At 63.6% G+C, this 25,258-nt stretch carries 28 protein-coding genes and 2 pseudogenes; 12 read left to right on the top strand and 18 right to left on the bottom strand.

What is annotated here, in order from left to right:
• Positions 1-74 precede the first annotated feature (74 nt).
• The 3 genes and pseudogenes from LPN03_RS04620 to LPN03_RS20890 all read right to left on the bottom strand — a co-directional run.
• On the bottom strand, positions 75-719 hold the full coding sequence (locus tag LPN03_RS04620; protein ID WP_165183468.1) for a carbonic anhydrase: 645 nt from the start codon (positions 717-719) through the stop codon (positions 75-77).
• Positions 720-1,073: 354 nt separating this feature from the next.
• Entirely contained in the window at positions 1,074-1,769 is a 696-nt protein-coding gene (locus LPN03_RS04625; RefSeq protein ID WP_262453286.1) for a hypothetical protein, read from the bottom strand.
• A gap of 49 nt (positions 1,770-1,818) precedes the next feature.
• Positions 1,819-2,127: pseudogene (locus tag LPN03_RS20890) on the bottom strand (SLC13 family permease); the annotation flags it as partial.
• A gap of 305 nt (positions 2,128-2,432) precedes the next feature.
• Between LPN03_RS20890 and LPN03_RS04635 the strand changes: the two are divergent.
• Entirely contained in the window at positions 2,433-3,563 is a 1,131-nt protein-coding gene (locus tag LPN03_RS04635) for a ferrochelatase (protein ID WP_165183467.1), read from the top strand.
• A gap of 92 nt (positions 3,564-3,655) precedes the next feature.
• On the opposite strand, the gene LPN03_RS20895 is transcribed toward LPN03_RS04635, so the two are convergent.
• The 4 genes from LPN03_RS20895 to LPN03_RS04655 all read right to left on the bottom strand — a co-directional run bounded on the left by LPN03_RS20895 (position 3,656) and on the right by LPN03_RS04655 (position 5,127).
• Positions 3,656-3,775, bottom strand: a complete 120-nt coding sequence (locus tag LPN03_RS20895) for a hypothetical protein (protein ID WP_370875262.1) — start codon at positions 3,773-3,775, stop codon at positions 3,656-3,658.
• 128 nt (positions 3,776-3,903) lie between these two features.
• Positions 3,904-4,230, bottom strand: a complete 327-nt coding sequence (locus tag LPN03_RS04645) for a DUF2867 domain-containing protein (protein ID WP_262453287.1) — start codon at positions 4,228-4,230, stop codon at positions 3,904-3,906.
• 6 nt (positions 4,231-4,236) lie between these two features.
• Positions 4,237-4,773 carry a hypothetical protein gene (locus LPN03_RS04650; protein WP_262453288.1) on the bottom strand — a complete coding sequence of 179 codons (537 nt, stop codon included), beginning with the start codon at positions 4,771-4,773 and terminating at the stop codon, positions 4,237-4,239.
• Between the two features lie 12 nt (positions 4,774-4,785).
• The gene (locus LPN03_RS04655; RefSeq protein WP_262453289.1) at positions 4,786-5,127 is read right to left on the bottom strand and encodes an NAD(P)H-binding protein; all 342 of its coding nucleotides are present in this window, start codon (positions 5,125-5,127) and stop codon (positions 4,786-4,788) included.
• A gap of 294 nt (positions 5,128-5,421) precedes the next feature.
• Between LPN03_RS04655 and LPN03_RS20900 the strand changes: the two genes are divergently transcribed.
• Genes LPN03_RS20900 through LPN03_RS04690 form a run of 8 tightly spaced genes read left to right on the top strand, consistent with a single transcriptional unit; the run spans position 5,422 to position 12,719 of the window.
• Positions 5,422-5,856 carry a MarR family winged helix-turn-helix transcriptional regulator gene (locus LPN03_RS20900; RefSeq protein WP_410468560.1) on the top strand — a complete coding sequence of 145 codons (435 nt, stop codon included), beginning with the start codon at positions 5,422-5,424 and terminating at the stop codon, positions 5,854-5,856.
• Positions 5,853-6,974, top strand: coding sequence for a polyprenyl synthetase family protein (locus LPN03_RS04660; RefSeq protein ID WP_262453290.1), 1,122 nt, complete (start codon positions 5,853-5,855; stop codon positions 6,972-6,974). The genes LPN03_RS20900 and LPN03_RS04660 overlap by 4 nt, the downstream gene beginning before the upstream one ends.
• A 15-nt stretch (positions 6,975-6,989) precedes the next feature.
• Entirely contained in the window at positions 6,990-7,943 is a 954-nt protein-coding gene (locus tag LPN03_RS04665; protein WP_262453291.1) for a phytoene/squalene synthase family protein, read from the top strand.
• The gene (gene crtI, locus LPN03_RS04670) at positions 7,940-9,568 is read left to right on the top strand and encodes a phytoene desaturase family protein (protein ID WP_262453292.1); all 1,629 of its coding nucleotides are present in this window, start codon (positions 7,940-7,942) and stop codon (positions 9,566-9,568) included. Before LPN03_RS04665 ends, crtI begins: the two co-directional genes overlap by 4 nt.
• Positions 9,550-9,921: a lycopene cyclase domain-containing protein gene (locus LPN03_RS04675; RefSeq protein WP_262453293.1), complete on the top strand. Its 372-nt coding sequence runs from the start codon at positions 9,550-9,552 to the stop codon at positions 9,919-9,921. The genes crtI and LPN03_RS04675 overlap by 19 nt, the downstream gene beginning before the upstream one ends.
• Positions 9,918-10,232 carry a lycopene cyclase domain-containing protein gene (locus LPN03_RS04680; RefSeq protein ID WP_262453294.1) on the top strand — a complete coding sequence of 105 codons (315 nt, stop codon included), beginning with the start codon at positions 9,918-9,920 and terminating at the stop codon, positions 10,230-10,232. The genes LPN03_RS04675 and LPN03_RS04680 overlap by 4 nt, the downstream gene beginning before the upstream one ends.
• Before the next feature lie 47 nt (positions 10,233-10,279).
• On the top strand, positions 10,280-11,137 hold the full coding sequence (locus LPN03_RS04685) for a prenyltransferase (RefSeq protein WP_262453295.1): 858 nt from the start codon (positions 10,280-10,282) through the stop codon (positions 11,135-11,137).
• A gap of 37 nt (positions 11,138-11,174) precedes the next feature.
• Complete coding sequence (locus LPN03_RS04690; RefSeq protein ID WP_262453296.1) at positions 11,175-12,719, top strand: cryptochrome/photolyase family protein; 1,545 nt, start codon at positions 11,175-11,177, stop codon at positions 12,717-12,719.
• Positions 12,720-12,722: 3 nt separating this feature from the next.
• Here the strand turns inward: LPN03_RS04690 and LPN03_RS04695 are convergent, their stop codons facing one another.
• Positions 12,723-14,912, bottom strand: coding sequence for an MMPL family transporter (locus LPN03_RS04695; RefSeq protein ID WP_262453339.1), 2,190 nt, complete (start codon positions 14,910-14,912; stop codon positions 12,723-12,725).
• A gap of 174 nt (positions 14,913-15,086) precedes the next feature.
• On the opposite strand from LPN03_RS04695, the gene LPN03_RS04700 reads away from it, so the two are divergent.
• Entirely contained in the window at positions 15,087-15,671 is a 585-nt protein-coding gene (locus LPN03_RS04700; RefSeq protein ID WP_262453297.1) for a MarR family winged helix-turn-helix transcriptional regulator, read from the top strand.
• 317 nt (positions 15,672-15,988) lie between these two features.
• Here the strand turns inward: LPN03_RS04700 and LPN03_RS04705 are convergent, their stop codons facing one another.
• Positions 15,989-16,633 (bottom strand): carbonic anhydrase, encoded by a 645-nt coding sequence (locus LPN03_RS04705; protein ID WP_262453298.1) that lies wholly within the window; start codon positions 16,631-16,633, stop codon positions 15,989-15,991.
• A gap of 105 nt (positions 16,634-16,738) precedes the next feature.
• Complete coding sequence (locus LPN03_RS04710; protein ID WP_262453299.1) at positions 16,739-17,167, bottom strand: hypothetical protein; 429 nt, start codon at positions 17,165-17,167, stop codon at positions 16,739-16,741.
• A 64-nt stretch (positions 17,168-17,231) separates the two neighbouring features.
• On the opposite strand from LPN03_RS04710, the gene LPN03_RS04715 reads away from it, so the two are divergent.
• Positions 17,232-17,414, top strand: coding sequence for a hypothetical protein (locus LPN03_RS04715; protein WP_165183449.1), 183 nt, complete (start codon positions 17,232-17,234; stop codon positions 17,412-17,414).
• 246 nt (positions 17,415-17,660) lie between these two features.
• Here the strand turns inward: LPN03_RS04715 and LPN03_RS04720 are convergent, their stop codons facing one another.
• The 6 genes and pseudogenes from LPN03_RS04720 to LPN03_RS04745 all read right to left on the bottom strand — a co-directional run bounded on the left by LPN03_RS04720 (position 17,661) and on the right by LPN03_RS04745 (position 22,826).
• On the bottom strand, positions 17,661-18,899 hold the full coding sequence (locus LPN03_RS04720) for an SLC13 family permease (RefSeq protein WP_262453300.1): 1,239 nt from the start codon (positions 18,897-18,899) through the stop codon (positions 17,661-17,663).
• A gap of 513 nt (positions 18,900-19,412) precedes the next feature.
• Positions 19,413-19,613 carry a hypothetical protein gene (locus LPN03_RS04725; protein ID WP_262453301.1) on the bottom strand — a complete coding sequence of 67 codons (201 nt, stop codon included), beginning with the start codon at positions 19,611-19,613 and terminating at the stop codon, positions 19,413-19,415.
• Positions 19,614-19,768: 155 nt separating this feature from the next.
• Positions 19,769-20,242, bottom strand: a pseudogene (locus tag LPN03_RS04730) (NAD(P)H-binding protein); the annotation flags it as partial.
• Positions 20,243-20,362: 120 nt separating this feature from the next.
• Positions 20,363-21,751, bottom strand: a complete 1,389-nt coding sequence (locus LPN03_RS04735) for an MFS transporter (RefSeq protein ID WP_165183445.1) — start codon at positions 21,749-21,751, stop codon at positions 20,363-20,365.
• Between the two features lie 4 nt (positions 21,752-21,755).
• Complete coding sequence (locus LPN03_RS04740; protein WP_165183444.1) at positions 21,756-22,325, bottom strand: cysteine hydrolase family protein; 570 nt, start codon at positions 22,323-22,325, stop codon at positions 21,756-21,758.
• Between the two features lie 45 nt (positions 22,326-22,370).
• On the bottom strand, positions 22,371-22,826 hold the full coding sequence (locus LPN03_RS04745; RefSeq protein WP_165183443.1) for a MarR family winged helix-turn-helix transcriptional regulator: 456 nt from the start codon (positions 22,824-22,826) through the stop codon (positions 22,371-22,373).
• Between the two features lie 315 nt (positions 22,827-23,141).
• Between LPN03_RS04745 and LPN03_RS04750 the strand changes: the two genes are divergently transcribed.
• Positions 23,142-23,855, top strand: a complete 714-nt coding sequence (locus tag LPN03_RS04750) for a site-specific integrase (RefSeq protein WP_262453303.1) — start codon at positions 23,142-23,144, stop codon at positions 23,853-23,855.
• A gap of 513 nt (positions 23,856-24,368) precedes the next feature.
• Here LPN03_RS04750 and LPN03_RS04755 read toward each other — a convergent pair.
• Together LPN03_RS04755 and LPN03_RS20905 are read right to left on the bottom strand one after the other, a co-directional pair.
• Positions 24,369-24,917 carry a DUF3800 domain-containing protein gene (locus LPN03_RS04755; RefSeq protein WP_262453304.1) on the bottom strand — a complete coding sequence of 183 codons (549 nt, stop codon included), beginning with the start codon at positions 24,915-24,917 and terminating at the stop codon, positions 24,369-24,371.
• A 4-nt stretch (positions 24,918-24,921) separates the two neighbouring features.
• A complete protein-coding gene (locus tag LPN03_RS20905) occupies positions 24,922-25,131 on the bottom strand; it encodes a DUF6308 family protein (protein WP_410468559.1) in 210 nt (69 codons plus the stop codon).
• Positions 25,132-25,258 lie beyond the last annotated feature (127 nt).

The raw sequence follows: 25,258 nt of genomic DNA on the forward strand, positions 1-25,258 counted from the left end.
CGGGGACGACGGCGGCACCCGTGGTCCGCCGTCGTGCCGGTCTTTGCGGTGGCCGGGCCGTCGCTGCGGACGGTTCAGGCGGTGATGGGACCGTTGCTGTAGACCAGTTCGGCGCGCCCGTCGTTGAGGTGGTACGTCAGACCGACCACGGCGGTTTTTTGGCTGGCGACGCCCTCGGCGATAATGGGCGATTCCTCCAGCAGTCGCGCGGCGGTCTGCTTCACGTGCTCGGCCACCATCGAATCAATGCTGCTGGCACTGTCAATGCGCAGGGCAGCCAGCACGGACGGGGTGATGAGCTCCACGATGCCCCGGACGTGCCCGGCCGGCATGGCCCCCGTCTCAACGGAACCCTTCGTGGCCGTCACAGCGCCACAGCTGTCATGGCCCAGCACCACGATCAGCGGCACGTCCAGGAAATCCTCGCCGAACTCGATCGAGCCCAGTGCGGTGTTGTCGATGACATGTCCCGCGGTACGGACCACGAAGGCGTCGCCCAGGCCCATATCAAAAATGATCTCGGCCGCCAGGCGCGAGTCCGAACAGCCAAAAATCGTCACAAACGGGTGCTGCCCGCCCGCCAGGGACGACCGGCGGGCGGCATCCTGGTTGGGGTGGGACGCGACACTCTCAACGAACCGCCGATTTCCCTCCATGAGCCTGGCCCAAGCCTGGGCCGGGGTCCCCGGGTGGGTGTTTCCGTGGTCTTCGCCTGCCATGCTGGTGTGCCTTTCGTAACAATGGATGTATTGACAAGTGGCCGGGATTCCGACCCGGATGGCCGATTCTGCCGGGTGCTTCACCCAGCCGGCGCGGCCGACGGCGGCTGCACCAGTGACCTGTCGCAGGAATATCCGCTGACCACTCCATCAGGTTTATCACGGCCCCGGCCAGGCGGCGGATTCTGGAACGCACTGTGACAATTTCCGGGCACCTTTCCTTCGATGTTGTGGCCGGGCCTGCTCCGCACCAACGGCTCGTTCCCCGGCGTCAGGAGTTCCGTGGCGGCAAGGAGCCCACCCATGGGCCTCACCTGGACACCAGAGCCAGGGCCCGCACGGCGGCCGCCACCGTCAGTGGAGCTGCCACAACCTCGCACAGCACGTACACTTCCCAGGGGCCACCACATTCATGCGCTTGTGCCGGCCGTGCCACAGCAGTGTTGCCGGGGACGCCCAGGGTGTCACCAGGGCCCCGGTATTGACGCCGATGAGCAGGGCTGCCAGCCGTTGCGGCGTCCCCGCCGCGAGTTCGATGAGCAGGTACGCAGGCAAGTTGTTGACCTTGATGTTGGCACCGACCGCGCCGGTGGCTGCCAGCCGCAACAGGTCCCACAGTCCGTTGCACTGCCCCGCCGGCTGTCCCAGGATCAGTGATGTGCCCAGGCCCCGGACTGCCTCCATGGCCGGGAACAGCCCCGACGCGAGCACCAGCAGCGGCCACGGGAGCAATGCCATGGTGAGTGCCTGGCGGCACCCCACGGCAAAGAGTGCTGCCAACTCCACGGCGGCGGCAGTGGACGGGATCCACAACTGAATCCCGGAAACCAGGACGGGCAGCAGGACGGCCAGGACAGCGGAGCTGGCCGCCAGGAAGGCGTGGTCGGGAGCCGGCCGACCGGACGCTGCCCCGCTTCCTCCCATGGCCGGGCCGCCACCGCTGCCCACCTTGCCTGGGCGGATCGTGCCGGCCGGATTCCTGCCAGAGCGCCCGGCCAGGTCCACCCGGAAAATAAGACCGATGCCCGGCAGCGCAACCGGCAAGAACAAGTGCCGGGGCCCACGTCATGGCCGCAAACCGTGCCGGGATGATCCCAGCCAAGGTGTTTTGGGCCAGCAGGTTGGTCAGGTTCGACATCGGCAGCAGGAGGCTGGCGGTGTTGGCCAGCCACACCGTCATCAGGGCAAGGGGCAGGACCGAAAACCCTGCCTGCCGCGCCGTACCAACCACCACACGAGTCAGCAGAACCGCCGTCGCATCCAAGGACAGGAAAACCGTGCACACCACCGCGACCATCGCCACGACCAGGCACACCAAAAATGCCGACCGCGCCCCCCCAAAACTGAAAACCGCGGCCACCCACCGAAAAATCCCAGCCTCGCCAGCCAGCGCAGTCACCACCGTCATCGATGCCACGAACGACAGGATCGGCGCCACCCGCACCAGCAACGCCACCACGCCGACTCATGGAAGAAGGCGGGCGACGACAGTGAACCCCGCCACCGCCAACAAGATCGCCCCCAAGCCCGCCAAGCGCATTGCCCAAGCTTATTCCCGCCCGGCCGCCGGGCCCCGTTTTGTCCGGTGTATTGTCCAGCGCTGTTCAACGGTGAAGTCCTGGTCCATGCGTGCAGGTCTCGGCGGTCGACAGTAATGCGCATCCGTGCCGGGCGATGTCTCTGCCCGGGTTGCATTATCTGTACACTGCTCGTATGACTGATGTGAATCTTGAACCTTTCGATGCGCTCGTTCTGATGTCGTTTGGAGGCCCGGAAAAGAACGCTGATGTTCTTCCCTTCTTGCAAAACGTGACCCGCGGCCGGGGCATACCTGACGAACGGCTGGTCGAGGTCGGTGAACATTACTACGGTTTCGGCGGGAAGTCGCCGATCAACGAGCAGAACCAGAAGCTTCTCGAATCACTGCGTCGGGAGCTGGCACGACGCGGCCTGGAAACCCCGGTTTTGTGGGGCAACCGCAACTGGGCTCCTTTCCTGACCGATGTTGCTCGGGATTTTGTGGCAGAAACAGGGGGCACCAAATTTCTGGCCATCGACACCTCCGCCTATTCCTCATACTCCTCCTGCCGGCAGTACAGGGAAGACTTCGCCCAGACCCTTGATGTCTTGGCTGCCGAGGGCATGCCTGTAACGTTTGAGAAGATCCGCCAGTATTACAACCACCCGGGTTTTGCCGATGCAGAGCTGGGCTGCGTGCGTCGGGCCGTCGATGCCTTTGCACAGCAGGTCGGGGGTCTTGATTCGCGCCGCCACCGCCTGTTGTACGTCACCCACTCCATTCCGCAAAGCATGCAGGCGGCGTCGGAGCGATGGACGGCCGGATATCGTGGGCAGCATGAACAGCTGATGTCCTGGCTCGAAGCGAAACTCGGCCTTGGACTGCACCTGGATTCAGAGCTGGTGTTCTGTTCCCGCTCGGGTGCCCCTCATGTGCCGTGGCTGGAACCGGATATCAATGACCGCTTGGAAGAGCTCAAGGCTGAAGGCATTGACGGTGTCATTGTTGTGCCGTTGGGTTTTGTTTCAGATCACATGGAGGTCAAATATGATCTCGACACGGAGGCTGCCCAGACCGCTGCAGGATTGGGCATGGACTTTTTGCGGGCTGAGTCCGTGGGCACCGACCCTTCCTTTGTGGCCGGCCTCGTCGACGCGGCGTTGGAACGCGCAGCCCAATACAGGGGCGAGCCTGTTGATTCGCCGGCGGTGACGGAGGAAGGCGCGCTGGCTCCTGGCAGCGGTGCGTGCTCAGTTTCGTGCTGCCTGGGCAGGTTGCCCAAGCCTGAGGCGCCTTCCTGGGCCGTCGGCGATGAAGGGCCGTAAGTGACTGGCTTTCCGACACGGCACCATAACTCCGGCCGCTGAATGCGGCAGGAGCGGTCAGCCGCAGACCGGCATTGCCAAGTGGATTCACGCTATGGGTCGCGCTGTCCGCCCTCGATCTCCGCCACAGCGGTGGTGATGCGTTTGGACATGGAGGAGAAAATCCGGCCGTCAAACGGAAATATAGCCAGCCAGTACAGCCGCCCGGCAATCCCGTGGGGAAGGACGACGGCACGTTGCGTCTAGTGGCTGCCCGACTCTGTGCGTTCAACGTAGAACTCGAGCCAGGACCGGCCCGGGGCACGCATCTCCGCTCGAAGCCTGAGCAGTTGGTTGGGCACTATATCCTCACCCTCCACCAGTCGAGGACGTCGCCGAGCGCCAGTTTTCCCCGGCTGCGCCGTCGACGGCGCCACCCGACCCCGCCGACGAGTTTGTCCATGATTCCCCGCAGGGCCCATGCCCCTGGCAGGGAGTAGTAGCCGGTGTCCCCGCCTATTCCTTGGATCACCGTGAAGGCGTTTTCCGGTCCGGCCGTCGATTCCCGCTGGCGAACGTCGGCGTACACCGTATGGCCGGCCCATTGCGGGTCTGACGGGAGCGGGTCGGCCGGTGCTTCGAGGCCGTGTGCCGTGACCCAGGTGGTTTCCACGGTGTGTGCAAGCATTTTGGCCTACGCCAGCAAGACAGCCCGCCGATACCCGGTCAATCCGTTCCTTGGGCGGGGAATCACAGTGTCAATGTCGCGGTTTTTCATGACGCAATCATGCTGGAGCGACTCGACCAAGGGAATGGCCAGTGATCGCGGGATGGGGGCGACAAGGTTGACCCATTGGGCGGCTAGCCCGGGCGTCAAGACGGGTAGTGGGAGTATCCGTGGGCGCCGGATTGGGGCAGCTTCCGCATCGAGCGGCATGAGGTCTGCGTAGCTGTGTGACTCAGGTCCGCCAATGTCGGATCGGCCGGCTACTACGGGTGGACGACCGGCGGCCTGAGAAAGGTAGCGCAGGGCATCCCTGATGGCAATTGGTTGGACCCTGTTCAGCACCCAGCGCGGGGCTGGCATGACGGGCAGGAGGTCGGTGAGGTGGCGCACCATCTCGAAGCTGGCCGAGCCGGAGCCAATGATCAGGCCCGTTTGCAGGGTCAGGGTGGCAATGCCGCGTGATTCAAGAATCTCGCCAGCCTTGACCTTGGCCCTTGAGCACACGGGCCGGCCCAACTAACCTTCGGGATGCGGGCCAGACAAGTAGATCAGCCGCACAGCGCCTTCCTGGCTGGCCACAGCTGCCACAATCTGGGCGCACTGCTCCTCCACTGGGGCGAAATCCTTGTTGTCGGACATCGAATGCGCCAGGTAGTACAAAGGCGTTGCGCCGTCGTACAACTTCTGGACCGCGTGAGGATCGGACTGGTCGCCGGTTACCACATGGACCCTGCCGCTCCAGGGCACGCCGCGCAGGGCATGGCTCCGCCGCGTCAGAACACGCCCTGTGTGCCCCTGCTCCAGAAGTGTCGGGACCAGCCCGCCACCAATGTCGCCGTTGGCGGCGATGATACTCATGGCATACTCACCAAAGATCGACGGGCAACAAAAGCGCGCAATGCCGCCACCAAACCTGCGGCTGCGCAAAGGAACCGGGCGGCCATTGACGCCGTGCATGTTGCCTTCATCCGATGCTCCTCTGCATTGTCGAGCTGGATTTCCGTTTGCGTTTCATTATTAGACAAGCGTGAGTTATATATCCCATAATGTATCTAGATAAGCGAGCAATCAACCCTTCGAGGTAAAGTGCGATCAAGTATTTCCACCCATGTCAGCGACGGCAGCCCGCCTGCGGCCGCATTGCTCCATGAAGTGCTGCTGTCAAGTGATACGTTGACGCATACTTTGTGCCGGCAGCTGCAGATCAACGCAACGGACTTCAATGCGCTGCGGCACTTGGTATTTGGTGCGCCCCTGACCCCTGGAGGGTTGGCCGGGAAGCTATCGATATCCTCCGCCGCGTCCTCTGCACTCGTCGACAGGTTGAGCGCGCGGGGGCATGTTGTGCGCACCCCACACCCCTCGGACCGGCGAAGCGTCCTGGTTCATGCCAGTCCTGAGACCGTTGGGCTGATGGTCTCTGCACTGCGACCGATATTCCAGGAGCCCCATGAACACCTCAACCATGCACCACCCGAGAACCAGCAGGCAGTGGTGGCGTTTCTGGAAGATGTACTCCACTCCATACAGGTGCACAGCGAATCCCGGCCTGCAGGCACGCCGGCGAAGCAGAAGGGCCGATCATGAGTTTGCCGAGCTGGAAGGCTGCAGAGCCGGACGTGGACGGCACCATCACGGACGGTTCGTGCTACGAACGCGCTGTCGAGGCCGAACTGGCCCGCGTCCTGCAGGGCTGCACGAACGCGGCCGCGGAATATTCCGCGGCGGCAGGAACTCTGTGGCATCGCATCGGGTCAGCGCTGCAAGGCGGAAAGCGGGCCCGTCCCCGCTTGGTCAAACTCGGATACGACGCGTTTTCACCTCCAGATAATCATCCGCCATCCGAATCACCTGGTGACGGGGACCGGGTGGTTCTGTTGGGGTGCGCTTTTGAACTGCTGCACACCTCATTGTTGATGCATGACGATGTCATTGACAGGGATTTCACCCGCCGCGGACGCCCCACGCTCTCGGCGTTGTACCGCAACGAAGCCGTGGCTGCCGGAAGATCCCTTCCGGAAGCTGAACACACCGGACACTCGGCGGCGATCATTTCCGGCGACATGCTCCTCGCGACGGCCATATCCATGGCGGTCCGGGCGGGGAGATCCCTGGCCCAGGCACCCGCCCTTGAGACATTCTTCCAACTCGCCATCCACCAGGCGGGTGCCGGGGAACTGGAAGACCTGCTGTATTCCCTGGGACGGTCACCGGCCACGGTGCATCAGGTGTTGCGCATGGAAGAGCTCAAAACCGCTTCCTACTCATTCAGGTTTCCCCTGCAGGCCGGTGCCCTGCTGGCCGGGGCAACTGTTGCGGAGGCAGAGTCACTGGCCGGGGTTGGCGGCCAGCTGGGCCTGGCCTACCAACTCATTGATGACGTCCTGGGCACGTTCGGCGATCCCGTCAGGACCGGAAAATCCGTGGACTCCGACCTCCGCGAAGGGAAAAGCACCATATTGACTGCGATGGCCGCCGCACAGCCCGCATTTCGTGAGAACCTGACGAGGCTGCGCACACAAACACCCGCTGTCTCCTCGCTTCGTTCGGTCCTGGAAGCCGCGGACGCGGAAAGCCTTGCTCGAAAACTGGCCCAGGACCTCTGCGACGATGCACTGCAATCAGCTCGGCAGCTCGAGCTGCCCTCAACTGTTTCCGATCAACTCCATGCGTTTGCAACACTGATCTTGACCAGGGGGGCATAAGCCGTGCGCGACCACATGCCAACAAAATTGCCGGCGGAGACCGGTTTGCAGACCACCGGACCGACTCCGTTGGAGCGCTATTCCGCCACCGCCAGCAACAGCGCGCGGGTGGTGATCAACAACTACTCAACATCGTTCTCACTGGCTTGCCGGATGCTGGATCCGCAGTCGCGCACGCACATCGCCAATGTGTATGCCTTGGTGCGGCTGGTGGATGAAGTCGTCGACGGCGTTGCCTGTGAGGCAGGGCTCAGCCCGGAAGCCACCGGGCAGGTCCTGGACAGTTTGGAAGCTGAGACCGAGACGGCCTTGCAAGCCGGGTACAGCACCAACATGGTGGTGCATGCCTTTGCCTCCACGGCACGGTGCTGCGGCATCGATGCCACCTTGACCCGGCCCTTCTTCGCCTCCATGCGCAATGACCTGAGCGTGTCAACCCACGACGGGTCCTCCCTGGAGAAGTACATTTACGGTTCCGCCGAGGTGGTGGGGTTGATGTGCCTGCGCGTCTTCCGTTCAGCACCACATGCCCCCACCGGAGGCGAGGATCAAGCAGCAGAGGCCGCCCGGCGGCTCGGTGCCGCCTTCCAGAAGGTCAACTTCCTGCGCGATCTGGCAAGCGACACGAGCGAATTGGGACGCTGCTATTTCCCGGGCCTGTCGCCGGAGACATTCACCAATGGCCACAAGGACTTGCTGGTCAAGGAAATCAAGGCCGACCTCGAGGCGGCGGCGCAGGGACTCGTATTCCTGCCGCCCCGGGCACAATTGGCGGTGTCCCTGGCGCACGGACTGTTCAGTGAGCTCAACCAGCAGTTGAGCCAGGCCAGCGCCGCGGAGTTGCTGGCCCGGCGGGTGTCCGTGGCACCGTGGCGCAAGGCAGCCATAGTGTTGCGGGTTGTTGGCGCGCATCTAGCCAAAAAGTTATGCCGGCGCCCAGGCATCCACGAGCCGGAGGGCCACAGATGAAGGCCACCGGCAAAGCACAGCACGGAACAGCCCCAGGGCGGGCGGTGGTCATCGGCGGGGGCTTCTCTGGACTGGCAACAGCGGGTTTGCTGGCGGCGACAGGCCACCAGGTGACGCTGCTTGAACAGCAGCCGCATCTGGGGGGCAGGGCCGGACGTTTGCAAAGGGACGGGTTCAGTTTCGACACCGGCCCCTCATGGTATTTGATGCCAGAGGTCATCGGGCACTGGTTCGAGTTGATGGGCACAACCACCGACGACGCGCTCGAACTGGTCCGGCTTGACCCGGGTTACCGGGTCTGGTTTGACGCCGGAACACCGATGGACCTGCCTGCCGGCGGCGGCGCGGATGCCGTCTTCGAATCCCTGCAGCCCGGTGCCGGAGCGGCCCTGCACGAGTATCGAAAGCAGGCACAGGGCAGCCACTCCCTGGCCCTGCAGCACTTCCTGTACGACGATTTCTCCTCCCCCGCCACCTTCTTCAAGCCCCAGCTCCTCAAGCTGCTGCCACGGCTTGCCCCGCTTCTGTCCACGTCCTTGGAAAAGTTCGTGGCGAAGCGCTTCAACGATCCTCGATTGCGCCAGGTCCTTAGCTATCCTGCTGTCTTTCTCGGCTCAAGCCCGCAGCGCACCCCGGCGCTCTATCACCTGATGAGCCACTTGGACCTCACCCAGGGCGTCCAATACCCGATGGGGGGCTTCGCACACACCGTCGATGCGATGGCGCAGATCTGCCGCCAGGCCGGGGTTGAAATCATCACCGATGCCCGGGTGGACCGCATCGAAGTGGCCACTGCCGCAGGCCAAGCCAGGGTCGAAGCCGTCAGTTGGGTCAACACTGCCACAAGCGGCCCAAAATATCAGCGAGTGGAGGCCGACGTCGTCGTTGGCGCCGCAGACTTGCACCATATCGAGACCGAACTGCTGCCGCCGGAATACAGATCCCACTCGGCCGGTTCGTGGAAGCGCCGGGATCCCGGGCCCAGCGCCGTGCTGCTGTGCTTGGGCATCAGGGGCAGGCTGCCGCAATTGAACCACCACAATTTGTTCTTCACCCGGGACTGGGGGGAAAACTTCCGCCGCATTCATGCCGGCGAGGATCTTGAACCGGAAACCAGCGTGTACATGTGCATGCCCAGCCACACCGATCCCGCCGTTGCACCGGATGGGTGTGAGAACCTTTTCATCCTCATCCCTGCCCCGGCACTGCCGGGCTGGGGTTGCGGCGGCCCCGACGGCCGGGGAAGCCCACAGGTGGAAAAAATCGCTGATGCCGCCCTTGACCAGATCGCCGAGTGGGCGGGGATCGCAGACCTGCGCGAACGCATCATGGTTAGGCAAAGCTACGGCCCGGAAGACTTCGTGAACAACGTCAATGCGTGGCAGGGCGGGGCGCTGGGGCTCGCCCACACTCTGCGGCAGAGCGCATTCCTCCGACCGGCAAACCGCAACCGCAAGGTTCACGGACTGCACTATGCAGGCAGCTCCGTGCGGCCAGGCATTGGGATCCCCATGTGCTTGATCAGCGCAGAACTCGTCGCCAAAAGCGTCAACAACATCAAAGCCCCGGGCCCGATGACACTCCCAGCCACCGGGACGGCGGAGGGATGGCGGACCGAAACGTGACTTACCTTTTAATACTCATGGTGCTGAGCTGCGCCATGGCGGCCATCGATGCCCGACACCATTTGTTTGTTTTTTCGCAACCCGTGCCGGCGCTTGTGACTTTGCTGGGCGCCACCGCCTTCTTCTTGTTGTGGGACGACATCGCGATTGACCGGGGCATCTTCTTGCACCGCGAATCACCACTGATGACCGGGGCCATGCTCGGTGACCAGCTGCCCTTGGAGGAAGCCTTTTTCCTCCTCTTCTTTTGTTACCAGGCAATGCTCTTGATCCTCGGGTTTGGCAAATGGCGGGCACACCGGGCCGCAGCCAAAGGGAACAACCGGTCAACCACAACAAAGGATGTGCCGTGAAATTTGCGCTGCTCTCCATTTATTTCATGGCTGGTTCGATACTGCTTTTCCTCGTGGCACTCCGCCTGAAGCACATTGGCCTGCGCAGCGTCCTGCCCCCCGTTGCTTCCTCTTTGGTGGTGCTGCTGCTCCTGACCGCCGTGTTCGACAATGTGATGATCAGTTCAGGCCTCTTCGACTACGGGGACCAGACCCTGTTGGGCCCGCGCATCCTTCTGGCACCGATCGAGGACTTTAGCTATCCGGTGTGCGCGGTGTTCCTCGCCCCGGCACTGTGGTGGTTGGCTGGCGGCCGTCCCCCGCTCGCGTAGGAGCCAAACCCCCTGCCTCCACGGAAACACAGAAGGAGTCCTAGACCGTGCTGCGTGAACTCTTCATGACCTCCCGCCCGATCTCCTGGGTCAACACCGCCTACCCGTTTGCTGCCGCCTATCTGCTTAGTGCCGGAACCATTGACTGGGTCTTCGCGGTGGGGACCGTGTTTTTCCTCATTCCCTACAACCTGGCCATGTACGGGATCAACGATGTTTTTGACTATGAATCTGACCTGCTCAACCCCCGCAAGGGCGGGGCCGAGGGAGCGCTCGTAGACCGTGCCGGACACCGCAAGATAATCTATGCGTGCGTGCTGGTGCTGCTGCCATTCCTGGTGGTGTTGGCCATGGTTGGATCTTTGCAGGCGAATGTGGTGCTGCTGGTATCCATGACAGCACTGGTGGCTTACAGTGCACCGCACCTTCGTTTCAAGGAAAGGCCCTTTCTGGACTCCGCGACGTCCAGCACCCATTTTGTCTCGCCCTTGCTGTACGGACTGGTCCTGGGCGGGGTGCACTTCAACACGGCGTTGGTGGCGCTCACATCGGCGTTCTTTTTTTGGGGCATGGCCTCGCATGCCTTTGGTGCCGTGCAGGACATTGTCCCCGACCGTGCAGCATCGCTGGGTTCCATCGGCACCGTCCTGGGCGCCCGCCGGACTGTCATTTTGGCAGCGATGGCTTATTTGCTGGCAGGGGCGCTGCTGTTATTCACGCAGTGGCCAGGCCCCCTGGCAGCCGCCCTGGCACTGCCCTATGTCTTCAACGTCCTGCCCTTTGCCTGGCTCAGCGATGAACACTCCGGCCGGGCGCACACCGGATGGGTGCGATTCCTTTGGCTAAACTATGTCACCGGCTTCTTCATCACCATGATTCTGATTGGCTATGCATTCACACGATGACACTTCCGCGCCCTACAACCAAGAAAGCCACGCTGCCATGACCGTGACCTGCGTAAACATTGTGTGGTTCCGAGATGACCTGCGCCTCACCGACCACCCCGCACTCAGCACCGCTACGCAAGCCCGCACCGCCAGCGCATGCACCACCGCGGTGTATGTCCTTGATGAGCAATCCCCCGGAATCCGCCCGCTGGGTGCTGCGGCAAAGTGGTGGCTCCACCATGCCCTGCTCGAACTGCGCGCGGACCTGGCAGCACTGGGGGTTCCGCTGATACTGCGGCAGGGCCCGGCCGAGGCCGTGGTTCCGGGCCTTGTGGACGAACTCCGTGAACATTGGGGATTGGCCCGTGACGCCGTCGCCTTGTTCTGGAACCGGCGCTACGGCGGCGGTGAACACCGCGCCGATGCCGCGATCAAGGAACTGCTCCGGGAGCACGGCTGCAACGTCAGCAGCTTCCCTGGCACCTTGCTACATGAACCATGGATCGTGAAGACCCAAGAACAACGCCACTTCAAGGTGTTCACCCCCTTCTACAACGCGGCACAGGACATTCCCCTGCGTCCCGTGCTGCCCGCACCGGCACCGGTGCCCGGCCAGCCGGCGGTGACGGCACCCGTGCCCAGCGACGAACTCGATTCCTGGAAGCTGCTGCCGGCGCGCCCGGATTGGTCGGCGGGACTGGCGGCGGCATGGACGCCCGGCGAAGCTGCCGCCCAAGCACGCCTGGACCTGGTACTGGAGGAGGTGGCGGCCGGCTACCCCACCGGCCGGGACCGCCCCGACTACGACGGGACCTCCCGGCTGTCCCCCGCGCTGCGCTGGGGCCACCTGAGCCCCGTCCAGGTGTGGGAGGCACTGAGCTCCGCGGCGGCTGCCTCCCCGGAGAAGGCCGAAGGCGCCCGGTCCATCATGCGCCAGCTGGCCTGGCGGGACTTCTGCTGGAACCAGCTCTACCACCAGCCCCAGCTTCCCACGCGAAATCTCCGGCCGGAATTCGATGGTTTTGACTGGTCCTGGCCCACCGAGCTGCTGCCAGCCCCAACAGCTCGCCCAGCCGCGGGCCAGTCAGGGACCGCAGCCAGTCAGCCGGCGGCGAACAGCCTGCCGGGGCCGGACTGCGATCCGGTCCAGGCCGGCATTGATGCACTTTACACATCGTGGTGCACCGGGGACACCGGGTTCCCGCTGGTTGACGCCGGCATGGCGCAGTTGTGGCAGACCGGGTGGATGCACAACCGGGTACGAATGGTCACAGCAAGCCTGCTCGTGAAGAACCTGGGCATCCACTGGAGGGCCGGTGAGGCATGGTTCTGGGACACCCTGGTTGATGCCGACGCCGCCTCCAATCCGGCGAACTGGCAGTGGGTTGCCGGCTGCGGGGCCGATGCCGCACCCTACTTCCGCGTGTTCAACCCGGTCCTGCAGGCCAGAAAGTTCGATCCCCGCGGAGCCTACCAAACCCGCTTTGCCGCCGCTCTCGGAGCGGAGCCCGTGGTTGACCTGAAGGAATCGCGCGCCGCTGCACTGACAGCCTATGAACACATGAAGCAGGCCTCCCGGACCGGCGACACCCAGCAATGAGCCCTACCCACGGTGGCGGGCGTGCGGGTCCGGCATCGCGCCGTCGTCAATGTCTGTCCGGAACTTGGATTTCCGGGATAGGGCGGAGGGCCACCAGATGGCCCTGCCAATGTCGTAGCTGAGGGCGGGAACCAGCAGCGACCGCACCACGACGGTGTCCAGCAGGACCCCGAACGCCACGATGAACGCAATCTGCACCAGAAACAGGATCGGGATCACGCCAAGCGCGGAGAACGTGGCCGCCAACACCAGACCGGCCGAGGTGATGACCCCGCCGGTGATGACGAGCCCGCGGATGATGCCCTCGCCCGTGCCGTGGCGCAGCGATTCCTCCCGTACCCGGGTCATCAGGAAGATGTTGTAGTCAATCCCCAGCGCCACCAGGAAAATGAATCCGTAGAGGGGGACGGCCGGGTCGGCGCCTGGAAAATCGAAGACGTTATTGAAGAAGAAGGCGGCAACGCCCAGGGCCGTGCCAAAGGACAGCACCGTGGTCAGCACCAGCAGCACCGGTGCCAGCACCGAGCGCAGCAGCAGCATCAGGATCAGCAGGATCACCACAAGCACGACGGGAATGATGAGGTTCCGGTCGTGGATCGAGGCATCGTTCGTGTCGATCGCCGTTGCCGTGACACCGCCCACCAGCGCCTGGGGCACAGTGCCGTCCAGGCCGGTGCGGATCCCGCGGACGACGGCGGCCGCTGCCTCCGTGTCAGCGGCGGCACCCAGCGTGCCCTGGAGCAGGACGTCCCCGCCCACCACCGTGGGCCGGGGAGCCCCGTTCCCGGGAGGGCCCGCCAGCTGGATGCCTTGGGTCGTGACCGCAGCTGAGCCGCTGGGTGAATCGGCCGTGACGACGGAGACTGATTTTATGCCGTCGTGGGCCAGCAGCACATTGGCGGTCTCCTGCAGCTGCGTTTCCGGGGCCACCACCAGCACGGGACTGCCGGTGCCGCCAGGGAAATGCTCGCCCAGGATCTTCTGCCCGTCGCGCGCCTCGGAGGCGCCCAACACCAGGTCCGATTGCGGCACACCACTGGCATTGAGCTGGGTGGCCCCGAGCACACCCAGCAGCAGCACCGCCGTGGTCACTGTCCAGATCAGGCGCGGGCGGCCCCGGATCAGCCGGGCCAGCCGTGCCCAGAGCCCCGTGGAGCGCACACCGTGCTCTGCCGCCACAGCCTCCGGCTCGAACTTGGGCCGCCGCGGCCAAAAAGCATTGCGGCCAAACACAAAGAGAAGCGCAGGCAGCAGGGTGAGCGCGGACAGCATGGCAAACACAATGCCAATCGAGGCCACCGGTCCCAGGGAACTATTGGACTTCAGATCGCTGAACAACAGGCACAACAACCCGGCGATCACAGTACCGCCGGAGGCTGCAATCGGCTCGGCAGACTTTTTGATCGCCTGCATGCTGGCTGCCCACTTGTCCGTGCTGACCCGCAATTCTTCCCGGTACCGGGAGACATACAGCAGTGAATAGTCCGTGGCGGCGCCAATGACCAGAATGAACAGGATGCCCTGGGTCTGCCCGCTGAGCATCAGCACCCCGGCCTTCGCCAACCACCACACACTCAACAACGCCACACAAAGGGCAAAGAGGCTCGTGGCCAGGACCGCCAACGGCAGCAGCAGGGAACGGTACACGCAGACCAGGATGAAGAACACCGCCAGCAGCGCCGCACCCAACAGGATCCCGTCGATGCCGGAAAAGCCCTCGATAAGGTCGGCAGTGAAACCGGCAGGGCCGGTCACATGAACAGACACCCCCGCGGGCGCAGCATCCCTTAACGACGCGCCAATGGCATCGACTACTGAGCCAATATCCGCGTTGGCCTGGACCGGCACGAACGCCTGCACCGCCCGGCCGTCCTTCGAGGGAATACCCGGGGACACCCCGGCCCCAACGCCAGGGATGCCCGGCAGTCTTGACACCTCCCGTGACACGGCAGCGATGTCAGTTTCGTCCAGAGCAGCACCGCTGGAAAGTACAACGACTGCGGGAATCTCATCCGAGTCCCGGAACTCACCCAGCAGCTTCTGCACCTGGGTGGCATCGGAAGAAGAGGGCAGGTAGGTGGTCTGGTCGTTCGAGGACACCTCGCCGACCCTGCCAAAATAGGGACCGCCAATGGCGCCGCCCACCAGCCAGGCAATGATGACCAGCGCCGGCAGCAGCACCCTCAGCCACATTCCAAAACGGCGTCGCGGATTCCCCAGGATGGTCCCGGTTGCGGTCATCTTCCCTGTTCGAGCCATGAACCCATCTCCATCATCTGATCGAATTTTAATCTAGTTTAGCTAGCAAATATCCAGGCTTGCAACACGTGCGGTTCATTTCTTTGGTGTCGGGATAGAATTATTGCCATGGCAAGCATCGAGGCAAGCCCCATATCATTGCCGACGAACATCTACGACGTGAACGCCGCCGACCCGGAGAGCCAACTCGTCGACCGTTCAAACATGACCTCCGCCGAGGTGTCCCATATCGGTGATCTCATGGCGGCGCTGGGCAGGCTGCGCAGCGCTGAGCAGCAACTCACCGATGCGTCACTGAAGTACATGAAGCTCAACCAGTCGGACATGCGCGCACTGCACTACCTGATCGTCGCGGCCAACACCCACGAAATCGCCACCCCCGGCGCCATTGCCAGCCACTTGAAAATTTCCACAGCGTCCACCACGAAGCTGCTGGACCGACTGGAAAAAGCAGGCCATATCACCCGCCAACCCCACCCCACCGACCGCCGGGCACTGTCCATCGCCATCACACCAAAAACACGTCAAGCCGCCATGGACACAGTGGGGCGTCAACAGGCCAAACGATTCCACGCGGCGGCCCGGTTAACCACAGAAGAACGCGAAGTAGTTATCCACTTTCTCGATGACATGACGAAGGAAATCTCACTCACGGATGAGACGTGGGCCCGGCCCGCGGTTACTCTCGAGTAGTCGCATCCCTTTGACCGGTTGGCGATGGGCCGTGTCAGGGAAATCGTGACCATCCACCGGCGTCCGGCCCAAAGTCCGGCGCATGCGTACCGACGACTCCGTCACCCGCGCCGCGCATTCCGGCTCGTCAAAGGCAAGAATTGGGGCACCCAAGAAAAGTCAGGTCACGCACTCACGCGCACTCGAGAGGCACCCCTGACCAGCACAAAACACCGGCCTGACCTCAATCGGCAGGAAGACCGCCGTTAGGCGGGGACGACGGCGGCACCCGGGGTCCGCCGTCGTGCCGGCCTTTTGCCGGGCCGGCAAAGACCGGTTCAGGCGGTGATGGGACCGTTGCTGTAGACCAGTTCGGCGCGCCCGTCGTTGAGGTGGTACGTCAGGCCGACCACCGCGGTTTTTTGGCTGGCGACGCCCTCGGCGATGATGGGCGATTCCTCCAGCAGGCGGGCGGCGGTCTGCTTCACGTGCTCGGCCACCATCGAATCAACGCTGCTGGCGCCGTCGATGCGCAGGGCCGCCAGGACGGACGGGGTGATGAGGTCCACGATGCTGCGGACGTGCCCCGCCGGTATGGCCCCCGTCTCGACGGAATTCTTCGTGGCCGTCACGGCGCCACAGCTGTCATGGCCCAGCACCACGATCAGCGGCACGTCCAGGAATTCCTCGCCGAACTCGATCGAGCCCAGTGCGGTGTTGTCAATGACGTGGCCGGCGGTACGGACCACAAAGGCGTCGCCCAGGCCCATGTCAAAAATGATCTCAGCCGCCAGGCGGGAGTCCGAGCAGCCAAAAATCGTCACAAACGGGTGCTGCCCGCCCGTTAGGGACGAGCGGCGGGCTGCGTCCTGGTTGGGGTGGGAAGCAACGCTCTCCACGAACCGCCGATTTCCCTCCATGAGCCTGGCCCAAGCCTGGGCCGGGGTCCCCGGGTGGGTGCTGCCGTTTGCTTCGCCTGCCATCTGGTATGCCTCTCGTAACAATGGATGTATTGACAACTATTCCGGAACATGGACCGCCGGTGACTCCCGGGCGGGCACCACCTTGTGGCCCATCGCCCGGATGTCTCAGCTGGCCGCGGCGGCGTCCGCACCGCCGGCCAGTTCCACGCCCAGCGCCCCGTCTAGGTTTATCACGCCGGCGTGCCGGCCGCAGATTTTGGCTCCGGCATGGACCCTGGGGCTCCTCGCGCCGCACCACGGCACCGCGGACGCGAGCTGCTCGGATTCAGGGCTGTTGGTGCGGTGGTTGGTTGCCCGGCGGTTGGTTGCCCGGCGGTCGCCGGCCTGGCGGAGGATCCGGTGGAGGGCCCGGGCGCGGGCCGGCCGGATCGGGCCGGGGAAGGTGCGGCACCGGATGGGGGCCACCAGCGGGTGCCGGGGACGGCACATGTTTGTGCAGGTGCGGCGGTGGTGGCGGCGGCCCTGGCGGCGGGCGCCGCGGCGCTGCGGCCAAGGGCCCTTCCGCCAGCGGGACGGCAGCTTCCCGCGCCTCATCCACCTCCTTGACCCCGGCCGTGTCCTTGCCACCTTCGGCATCCAATGAGCCTGCACTGGGAGCATGGGTGGCATCGAGCCCGAAAAAGCGGTACAGCTCCTGTTCCTGGGTGTCGGTGATGGTCCCGCGGTCACTGTCGATGCGGGGGCCGTTGGTGATCGCCTCTTTTGTGAAGGCCGCCGTGATCACGGAGCCGTCAAGGCTGGCCCCTTCGAGCGGGACGAAGGATTCGGACATGCCAAATAGTCCGGTCCTGACAGTCACGAAGACCGGGGCCCCGGATTCACCACTTGTGAATATCTGCTCAACGGAGCCGATCCTGTTTCGGGAAGGGTCCACGACGATGCCGCCTGAGAGGACAATCGCATCAAGATCCTGCAGACTTAGCAAGAGGTAGGTCCTTCCCGTGTTGGCCGAATGTGTGCCGCACTTCATCATTGCCGGGTTCGCAGGATTCGACAAAGGGTTCGACAAAAGTTTACGTCCAACACCTCATACGTGCGCCAGCACCAGCGCCGTGACGGCGGCGAGCACTGTCAGGGGCGCCACGATGAGACCGAAGAGCGCGTAGCCACGCCAGCTAATCAGCACATTCATCCGGATCAGGCGGTCGTGCCACAGCAACGTCGCCAAGGAAGCCCCCGGGGTGATGAGCGGGCCCGCGTTGGCGCCGATGAGCAGGGCCGCGAGTCGCTGCGGCGTCGCCGCCAGCGGTTCTGCCAGCAGGTAGGCGGGCAGGTTATTGAGCAGGTTGGCACTGAGCGCGCCCGTAGCGGCCAGTTGCAGAAGGCCGGCGAACCCATTGCCGCGCCCGGCCAACTGCCCCAGGGCTGCCGGTCCACCGAGGTGCCTGACAGTTTCCATCACAAGGAACAGTCCCGAAGCGAACAGCAGCAGCGACCAAGGAACAAGCGAAAAGCTGAGGGCCCGGCGCCGGCGAACGGCAAATATTGCAATCAGGACCGCGGCGGCAGCTGTGGAAGGAATCCACACCGGAACGCCGGAGACCAAGACCGGCAGCAAGATAACCAGTACGGCGGAACTGGCCCCCAGAAGCGCCCTGTCGGTGGCCGGAAGGCCGGAAGCGGCCAGCTGTCCACCGGATGCCAGGCTGCCGGCCGGTCCAACGCTCACGGCCTCTTCGTGCCGGAGCCGGGTCACGGGGATACGGTTGTAACGCTTGCGCACGTCCGCACGGAAGACCAGGCCAATGAAGAGCAGCGGCACCACGGCTGCGGCGATGGCAGGTGCCCACATCATGGCCGCAAACCGTGCCGGGCTGATGCCGCCCATTGAGTTTTGGGCCAGCAGGTTGGTCAGGTTCGAAATGGGAAGCAGGAGACTGGCGGTGTTTGCCAGCCACACCGTCGTAAGGGCAAGCGGCAGGGCCGGCAGGCCCGCCTGCCGGGCCACACTGACCACCACGGGGGTAAGAAGCACCGCAGTCGTGTCCAGGGAGAGGAATACGGTGCACACGGCGGCGAACCCCGCCACGATCAACCACAGCAGGACATGGCGGCCACGGCCCCACTGCCTGAACCGGCGGGCCACCCACCGGAAAATCCCTGCCTCGCTGGCCAACTCCGTCACCACGGTCATCGAAGCCACGAACAACAGGATCGGCGCCACCCGTTCCACCAGTACCGTGACGTCGGAAAGGGGAAGCAGACCGGTCGAGACAGCGAGGCCTCCGACTGCCAGCAGGACCGCACCCATGATCGCCAATCGCATTCACTTAGCCTATTCCCGGCAGGCGGCCAAATGCCGGCAGCCCAAAAAACCGGGACGTGGAATACCGCCAGCAAACAAGACCGACGCCACAGCAGTGGCTAAACCACAAGATCGCGCAAGATTGGCAAGGACCTTCGGCTCATCTAGGTCCTAGGCATACTCTTACCGTCCTCAGGCAAAGACTAATGCGACTTTGAAAATTGATCGAGCCACCGAAAGCGCCTGCAGAGAAATTTTCCGCTCCCATGCGGCCGATGACATCGCGGAGCAGATTTCCAACAACAGATTTTGGGGTACAGAATGTTCACGTCTGCGGGGCTGTGGGGTCGGTGGCCCAGCGCTTTGTCGCCCTGTGGTGCTCCAAGAGGCCCGATTCCGGGACCCGGCTTCGGGTCTGAACCTGCTCAAGACGCCAAACCCTGATCCAGATTGGGGGTCGCGCATAGCAGGCGCTGACATGTAACAGGACGAACCGTCGGGGTCGACGCAGAGGGAACCCCCGAGGGTTCTGGGCTAAAGATTGGCGCGGACGGCGGTGGCCGGCGGCGTGACTGGGCGTCCGAGGAGGGCGAGCATGGCGGCCGGGTCGCCGTCAAGGTAGCCGGCGGCGGCGTCGGCCTGGAGCGGCGCGAGGAACCCCGCGGTGTCCTCATCCAGGCCGTTCCGGACCAGCATCTGGAGGAAGTCTTCGACGGGGAGGTTCTTGGCCGTCATGGTGGTACCGGAGGCCTCGGCGGCGGCGTGGGCAAGACCGGGGTAGGTGAATTCCCCACCCCCCCATTTCAAGGGTGACGTTGCCGTCGTACTCGGTGAGCATGGCCTGGGCATCGGCTTCCGCTAAGCCCGCCCGGGGGTGCGGCGGGGATGAGTCAGTCGCCGGCAGCGTGGACCAACACACCCCGGGAAACGGCCTCGGGCAGCTCCGCCGTGCAGTTCTCGGTGTACCAGCCGTGGCGCAGGATGGTGTGCGGGGCGCCAGATGAGGCCAGCATCTGCTCCGTGACCTTGTGTTCTGCGGCCAGGATCATGGGATTGTCGGCGGCGCGGAGCACCGAGGTGTAGTAGATGCGGACGATACCGCACGCCTTGGCGGCGTTGATGACGTTGCGGTGCTGGGTCACGCGCCGGCCCACCTCGCTGCCGAAGATGAAGAGCAGCCGGTCCACGCCTTTGAACGCTTCCTCGAGAGCTACAGGGTCGTTGCAGTCGGAGCTACGGACGACGGCGCCGCGAGTCGCCAGGGCTGTGGCCTTGGCCGGGTCGCGCACGACGGCGACGACCGAGCCCGACTCAACGCCATTGGCAATGAGCTGGTCGATGACCAGGGTGCCCAGCTGTCCGCTCGCTGCGGTTACTCAATGGGTGGTCATGGTCTTTCCTTTCATACTGGATGCCGGCGATGCGGGGCCGAAACGCCCGGGCAGGGCATGTCCGGACTGCGGAGTGCGTGGATTGACGTGGTGCTAGGAGGATTTCGGGATGCCGCGGTCGGCCAGGGACAGGACCACGAGGGCCGCCCCAAGTATCGCGAAAACGCCCGCGAAGGACAGCAGGCCCGCGTCGTTTGCACCGCCCGCGAAGGCTGCTCCGATGAGGCCGGTGGCGACGAATCCGCCGATGTAGGAGGCTGTGCGGTAGAAGCCGCTGTTGGTGCCAAGGTCTTCGTGTGAGCTCTTGAGGTAAAGCATGGTCTGGTTGGCCACATTGCCGAGCCCCATCGAGGTGCCGAAGACCGAGAGGGCGATGACTGGCCACAGGAGGGAGTTGGAGGCGCTGGCCGCCCACAGCAGCCCGGCACCGGCCACGATGAGCGCGGAGCAGGCGGCGAGGACACGGCGGACCCACTTCCAGCGGCCGATTACCAGGGATGCCGTGGCGCTCAGGACTGACATGGGAAGCATCAGCACGCCCACGAGCCCGGGATCGATTCCGCGCGCCTGCTCGAGCCACTGGCTCACCCCGTACAGTACGCCGTACATGACCGCGAAGCTCAACATCAGCCGGAGGTAGGTGCGCTGGAGCGAGCCGTTGCGGGCGAGCATCCGCACATCCAGGAACGGCGAGGCGTGCCGGCGCTCCCACAGGACGAGTGCCACGGCGAAGAGGCCGACGACGGCGGCCAGCCACCACTGCGGGTGCGTCATGCCGTTGAGGAATACCAGCAGGGCCGTCACGGCGCCGCCGAAGAGCAGGATCCCGAGGGGGTCGAGGTGCTTCATGGCGGGGATGTGCTGGTCCCGGTCGTCCAGGCCGTCGCGGGGTACCCAGAGGAGTGTGCTGGGGAGGGCGATGAGCGCGAGGGGGACGTTGATCGCGAACACCGCCCGCCACCCGAAGGCGGTTATCAGCAGGCCGCCGATCGGCAGCCCGACGGCGGCGGTGATGTGGCCTGCGGCGGCCATGAGGCTGAGGACACCGTTGGGCATCGGGGCCCGGGCCCCCACGGCGCGGAGGTGAATCATCATCATGGCCGTCGGGTACGCCGCGGACGTGCCCAGGCCAAGGACAGCACGGGAGACGACGAGCCATGCGATGCCCGGTGCTGTCCATCCGATGGCGCCGCCGACTGCCACGAGGACCAGCCCGGCGATGAAGACCGTCCGGGCCCCGTAGCGGATGGCCAGCCGTCCCATGAGCGGCTGGCACACCGCACTGACAAGGTAGAGCGCGGAGACTAGGAGTGCGGTCTGCACGGCCGTGACGCCGAAGTCGGTTGCGATGCTCACAAGCGCCGTGGCGATGATGGAGGAGTTGATGGGGTTGAGCGTGGTGCCCAACAGCAGGGCCGCCATAAAGCCAGGGCCGTAAAGCTGCTTCTCTGTGGTGGCTGTGGCCGTGTCCGTGGTGGCCACCGCCTCAGGCGAGTGCCGTGCGCAGGGCTGCGATCACGTCGGCCGTGGTGCCTGTCTCGGCGATCATGGGAAAGACGTGCTCGAAGCTGTTCGCGCCGCGCTCCGGCATCGGGTCGGTAACGGCGTCGGAGGCGATGGCGACGTTGAAGCCGGCGTCGAAGGCGGCGCGGACCGTGGATTCCACCCCCATGCCCGCGGCGAGTCCCGCGATGACCACCTGGGTGGTGCCCTGCCCGGCGAGGTGCGTCGTGACGTCGTCGGACGCGAACGCGTTCAGCGCCTTCTTGGCAACCAACAGGTCCATCTCCGCAATGGGCAGGCGTGCGTCGAGCTCGGCGAAGTCTGCGCCCGGCGCAGCGCCGCCGCCGGGCCGCGGAGCCTCGGCACGGCCGGCGGGCAGGCCCAGGGCCGTGACCCAGATTACGGGCAGGCCCGCGGCGTGGAACGCGTCGGCGAGGATCGCGGTATTCTCGACGATGCGCGTCGCGTCCTGGGCGGGGGCCATCCCGAGGATGCCCTTCTGCAAGTCGATTGCGATGAGGGCGGAATCGCGGTCAATGCTGGTGATGCTCATGGATGCGCGGTCCTTTCTGGCGCGATGTGCCTGGTGGCGAGGTGCCTAGTGGTTATGTTCCCGATGGCTGTCAACGAGCCGGTGCAGGAGTTCGATAGCAGATGCCAGTTCCGCCTGCTCCGTCTCGTTCAGCTGTGATTTGATCTGGTCGCGGACCCAATCCGTCTTGCGGCTGCGCACCGCCTCGATGAGGTCGCGCCCGGCTCCGGTGAGATGCAGCTCGCGCCGGCGGCCGTCCTCCGCAGCCGGTGACGCGAGCACATGGCCGCCGGCGATGAGGGCACCGACAGTCGCACTCATCGACTGTGGGCTCACGCCCTCGAGCCGGGCAAGTTCGGCACTCGTAATGCCGGGCCGCTGGTGAAGGCGTGCCAGCACGGACTCCTGCGGGCGGTTCAGCTCATTCGTGGCCTTGCCTTCGGCGGTCAGTCGCCGGGTGAGGTCATGGACCACGGCGCGAAGCCGCCACGAGAGGTCTGCGGGATCCGGCTGATTGCTCATGTATGTACCCTAAACTGATCAATCAAACTTATCAAGTTTCCTGTTCATATTTTGATGCGTCGCATAGGGAGACGCAATCAGAATGCGGAAAATCGTACGCCGAGGCCTCGTCAAGGCGCGCACTCGTCAGTTAAGAATGCGGCCCGTATTCGAAACCTTGTTGATGATGTAGGACCCTCAACCGCGAGAAGTTGCGGGGCCGTCAAGTCCTGGATGTTTAAGGTAGCGCTTCGACAAGGTGCCGTCACGGTCAACCCGGTCATAGGGGTTTCAATCCCACGAAACCGGACGGGGAAACCACAGGCCTTAGATGCTGTGCAGTATCAAGATTTGCGGCAGATGCTCATCCATTGGGAAACAGCTCCTGCCCTCGGCCGGCCGCGCACACAGGAACTCCATGAGATATCAGACTTCCTGATCGCGACCGGGGTCCGACCCGGGGAACTCTTCGCGCTCCGCTGGAACGACGTTGACTTGGATGCCGAACCGCCCACGGTCTTCATCAATGCGACCGTCATTAGAACCACTGCAGGTGGCGTCCGCATCCAGAACCACCCCAAATCCCAACACGGCATCCGACACCTGACCATTCCCGACTTCTTGGTTGAGCAGTTGCGTGAACGAAGTAAGCGCCAAACCGAATCCAGAACACCAAACTCGCTGAACCTAATTTTCCCATCCACCACCGGAACCGTGTGCGATGCGAACAACGTCGGCAAACTCTGGCGCAAGGTGGCGGATTCGATTGGGTACAACTGGGTGACCCTGAAGACTTTCAGGAAGCCAATGCAACAAGAATTGCACGTACCATGGGCGTCGAAGCCGCCGCAGGACCTCGCGACGCCGGAGGGAAAGACCGACTTCTTCCTGGAGGAAGACGAGAACTTCAAGCGTCCCGGCGTCTCGGCGTCCCGGCGTCCCGACCACGAAGGACGAGGACATCAGGGTTCGAGAAGCCTCGCTGAAGTTCATAACGCTGCGGGGCAACCGGATGGCCGACTGGGTCGAGAAGAACCACCCCGATATTAAGGTCCGGCTACAATAAATAACGTTTACATCCGCTGTTTTCGGCCCACGTTTGAGACATGAAAAAAGCCCCCCAACCTGCCGTTTACCGCAGCTCAGGGGGCTTTCGGGGTGGAGCTAAGGAGATTCGAACTCCTGACCTCCTCTCAGGGGAGGACAGTTTTGGGCAGTCGCTGTCGGTTGTTAAATCCTTGATATTCCGCGGATTTTGGGACATTTTCACACCAACCGCAGGTGCTAATATGTGGTCATTTTCGATCGTTTCCGTGGGGTAAACGTGGGGTGGACTGTTACTGGATGTCAGTGCTTACACGCAAGGCTGGCGCCACCCCTCCAGCAGACTTGCTGCCGTTCCGCGCTTAGCCTGGCGGGCCCAGGCTCCTTCTTCCCCCTACTCGGTCTAGAGCTTGTTACATCGATGGGTGACCGGGTAGAGTTTGCTATGCAAGGGGCAGTAGCCCTGCGAAGTGAGCTTGGCAGTCTTCCGGATGGTATGACGAGCTAGGCTCGCGTTATTTAACGGCTGCAATCGACTACTTCCTGTACAAGCGGGGCGGCTTTTCGGATCCAGTCCCCACCACGTTGGTGGCACCAGGCGACAGCATCGCTGACCCAAAGAAGTGGTTCCTCATGTGATTTGCGGTGCATGTAGAGAAGTCCCCCGCCTGCCCCTAACCGTTGAAGGTGCCGGGCAATGGTTCGGCGGTCAGACTGTTCCAAAGACTCGTCGCTTTCAAGTACCAGCTTCCCCGCTCCTGACTGGACCAGGTCATCGAGCAGGCGTTCCAAACACAATGTTCGAGCTGGTTTGTCAGCCATGTTGCGCGCCACGTAGAGCCTCGTCTGCATTCCTGTCGCGATAGCTCCAGCCAAGAAGGCATTGCGCGAACCATCACTTTCACTTTTGAAGTGCACCCGGCGTTGTCCCGAGCGACACAAGGCCGCGATCGATTTTCGCGCGGCCGTGACATCCGCCGGTGCGATAACCGAAGCGGCAACGTAGTATGCCTTCGACTTCGACTCATCAACGAAAACATGAGCGCCGGACTGGATGAGTGGTTTCACCCCGTTAACAGTAATCGGCCACGGCACAAGATGCTTCCCACCGGCTGAGCCACTGTCCACCGCTGTCAAGTATTCCGACCTGTTTTGCAAATACAGAATCGTAGATCGGAACAAGAAGTGGCCGTTTACGGGTAAGAATCTTGCTGGCCGTGGTCTGGGGTTTCTTTCGGACCTGAGGGGTCCGACAACCTAGCACTTGATGTGAACTATGCATGTATGAATACCGCCTTGCATGAAAAACAATTATCAAAACAACCGAACTGTGGGTGAACGGCCCCAGCTGACTGGAGGCTTCAAACTGGTGATTCGGGACACCGCCATAGTCCCTGCGGTCAGGGCGA

Source organism: Arthrobacter sp. A2-55, assembly GCF_025548615.1.
Classification (GTDB): Bacteria; Actinomycetota; Actinomycetes; order Actinomycetales; family Micrococcaceae; genus Specibacter; species Specibacter silviterrae.

Excerpts from the sequence above, each read along its gene's own strand:
- LPN03_RS04690 (WP_262453296.1), top strand. The coding sequence starts at position 11,175 with ATGACCGTGACCTGCGTAAACATTGTGTGGTTCCGAGATGACCTGCGC.
- LPN03_RS04720 (WP_262453300.1), bottom strand. The coding sequence starts at position 18,899 with ATGCGATTGGCGATCATGGGTGCGGTCCTGCTGGCAGTCGGAGGCCTC.
- LPN03_RS04725 (WP_262453301.1), bottom strand. The coding sequence starts at position 19,613 with ATGACGGCCAAGAACCTCCCCGTCGAAGACTTCCTCCAGATGCTGGTC.
- LPN03_RS04745 (WP_165183443.1), bottom strand. The coding sequence starts at position 22,826 with ATGAGCAATCAGCCGGATCCCGCAGACCTCTCGTGGCGGCTTCGCGCC.
- LPN03_RS04740 (WP_165183444.1), bottom strand. The coding sequence starts at position 22,325 with ATGAGCATCACCAGCATTGACCGCGATTCCGCCCTCATCGCAATCGAC.
- LPN03_RS04665 (WP_262453291.1), top strand. The coding sequence starts at position 6,990 with ATGCCAACAAAATTGCCGGCGGAGACCGGTTTGCAGACCACCGGACCG.
- LPN03_RS04695 (WP_262453339.1), bottom strand. The coding sequence starts at position 14,912 with ATGTGGCTGAGGGTGCTGCTGCCGGCGCTGGTCATCATTGCCTGGCTG.
- LPN03_RS04715 (WP_165183449.1), top strand. The coding sequence starts at position 17,232 with ATGGGTGGCATCGAGCCCGAAAAAGCGGTACAGCTCCTGTTCCTGGGT.
- LPN03_RS20905 (WP_410468559.1), bottom strand. The coding sequence starts at position 25,131 with ATGCATAGTTCACATCAAGTGCTAGGTTGTCGGACCCCTCAGGTCCGA.
- LPN03_RS04705 (WP_262453298.1), bottom strand. The coding sequence starts at position 16,633 with ATGGCAGGCGAAGCAAACGGCAGCACCCACCCGGGGACCCCGGCCCAG.
- LPN03_RS04635 (WP_165183467.1), top strand. The coding sequence starts at position 2,433 with ATGACTGATGTGAATCTTGAACCTTTCGATGCGCTCGTTCTGATGTCG.
- LPN03_RS04620 (WP_165183468.1), bottom strand. The coding sequence starts at position 719 with ATGGCAGGCGAAGACCACGGAAACACCCACCCGGGGACCCCGGCCCAG.
- LPN03_RS04660 (WP_262453290.1), top strand. The coding sequence starts at position 5,853 with ATGAGTTTGCCGAGCTGGAAGGCTGCAGAGCCGGACGTGGACGGCACC.
- LPN03_RS04645 (WP_262453287.1), bottom strand. The coding sequence starts at position 4,230 with ATGCTTGCACACACCGTGGAAACCACCTGGGTCACGGCACACGGCCTC.
- LPN03_RS04675 (WP_262453293.1), top strand. The coding sequence starts at position 9,550 with ATGGCGGACCGAAACGTGACTTACCTTTTAATACTCATGGTGCTGAGC.
- crtI (WP_262453292.1), top strand. The coding sequence starts at position 7,940 with ATGAAGGCCACCGGCAAAGCACAGCACGGAACAGCCCCAGGGCGGGCG.
- LPN03_RS04710 (WP_262453299.1), bottom strand. The coding sequence starts at position 17,167 with ATGAGGCGCGGGAAGCTGCCGTCCCGCTGGCGGAAGGGCCCTTGGCCG.
- LPN03_RS04655 (WP_262453289.1), bottom strand. The coding sequence starts at position 5,127 with ATGAGTATCATCGCCGCCAACGGCGACATTGGTGGCGGGCTGGTCCCG.
- LPN03_RS04700 (WP_262453297.1), top strand. The coding sequence starts at position 15,087 with ATGGCAAGCATCGAGGCAAGCCCCATATCATTGCCGACGAACATCTAC.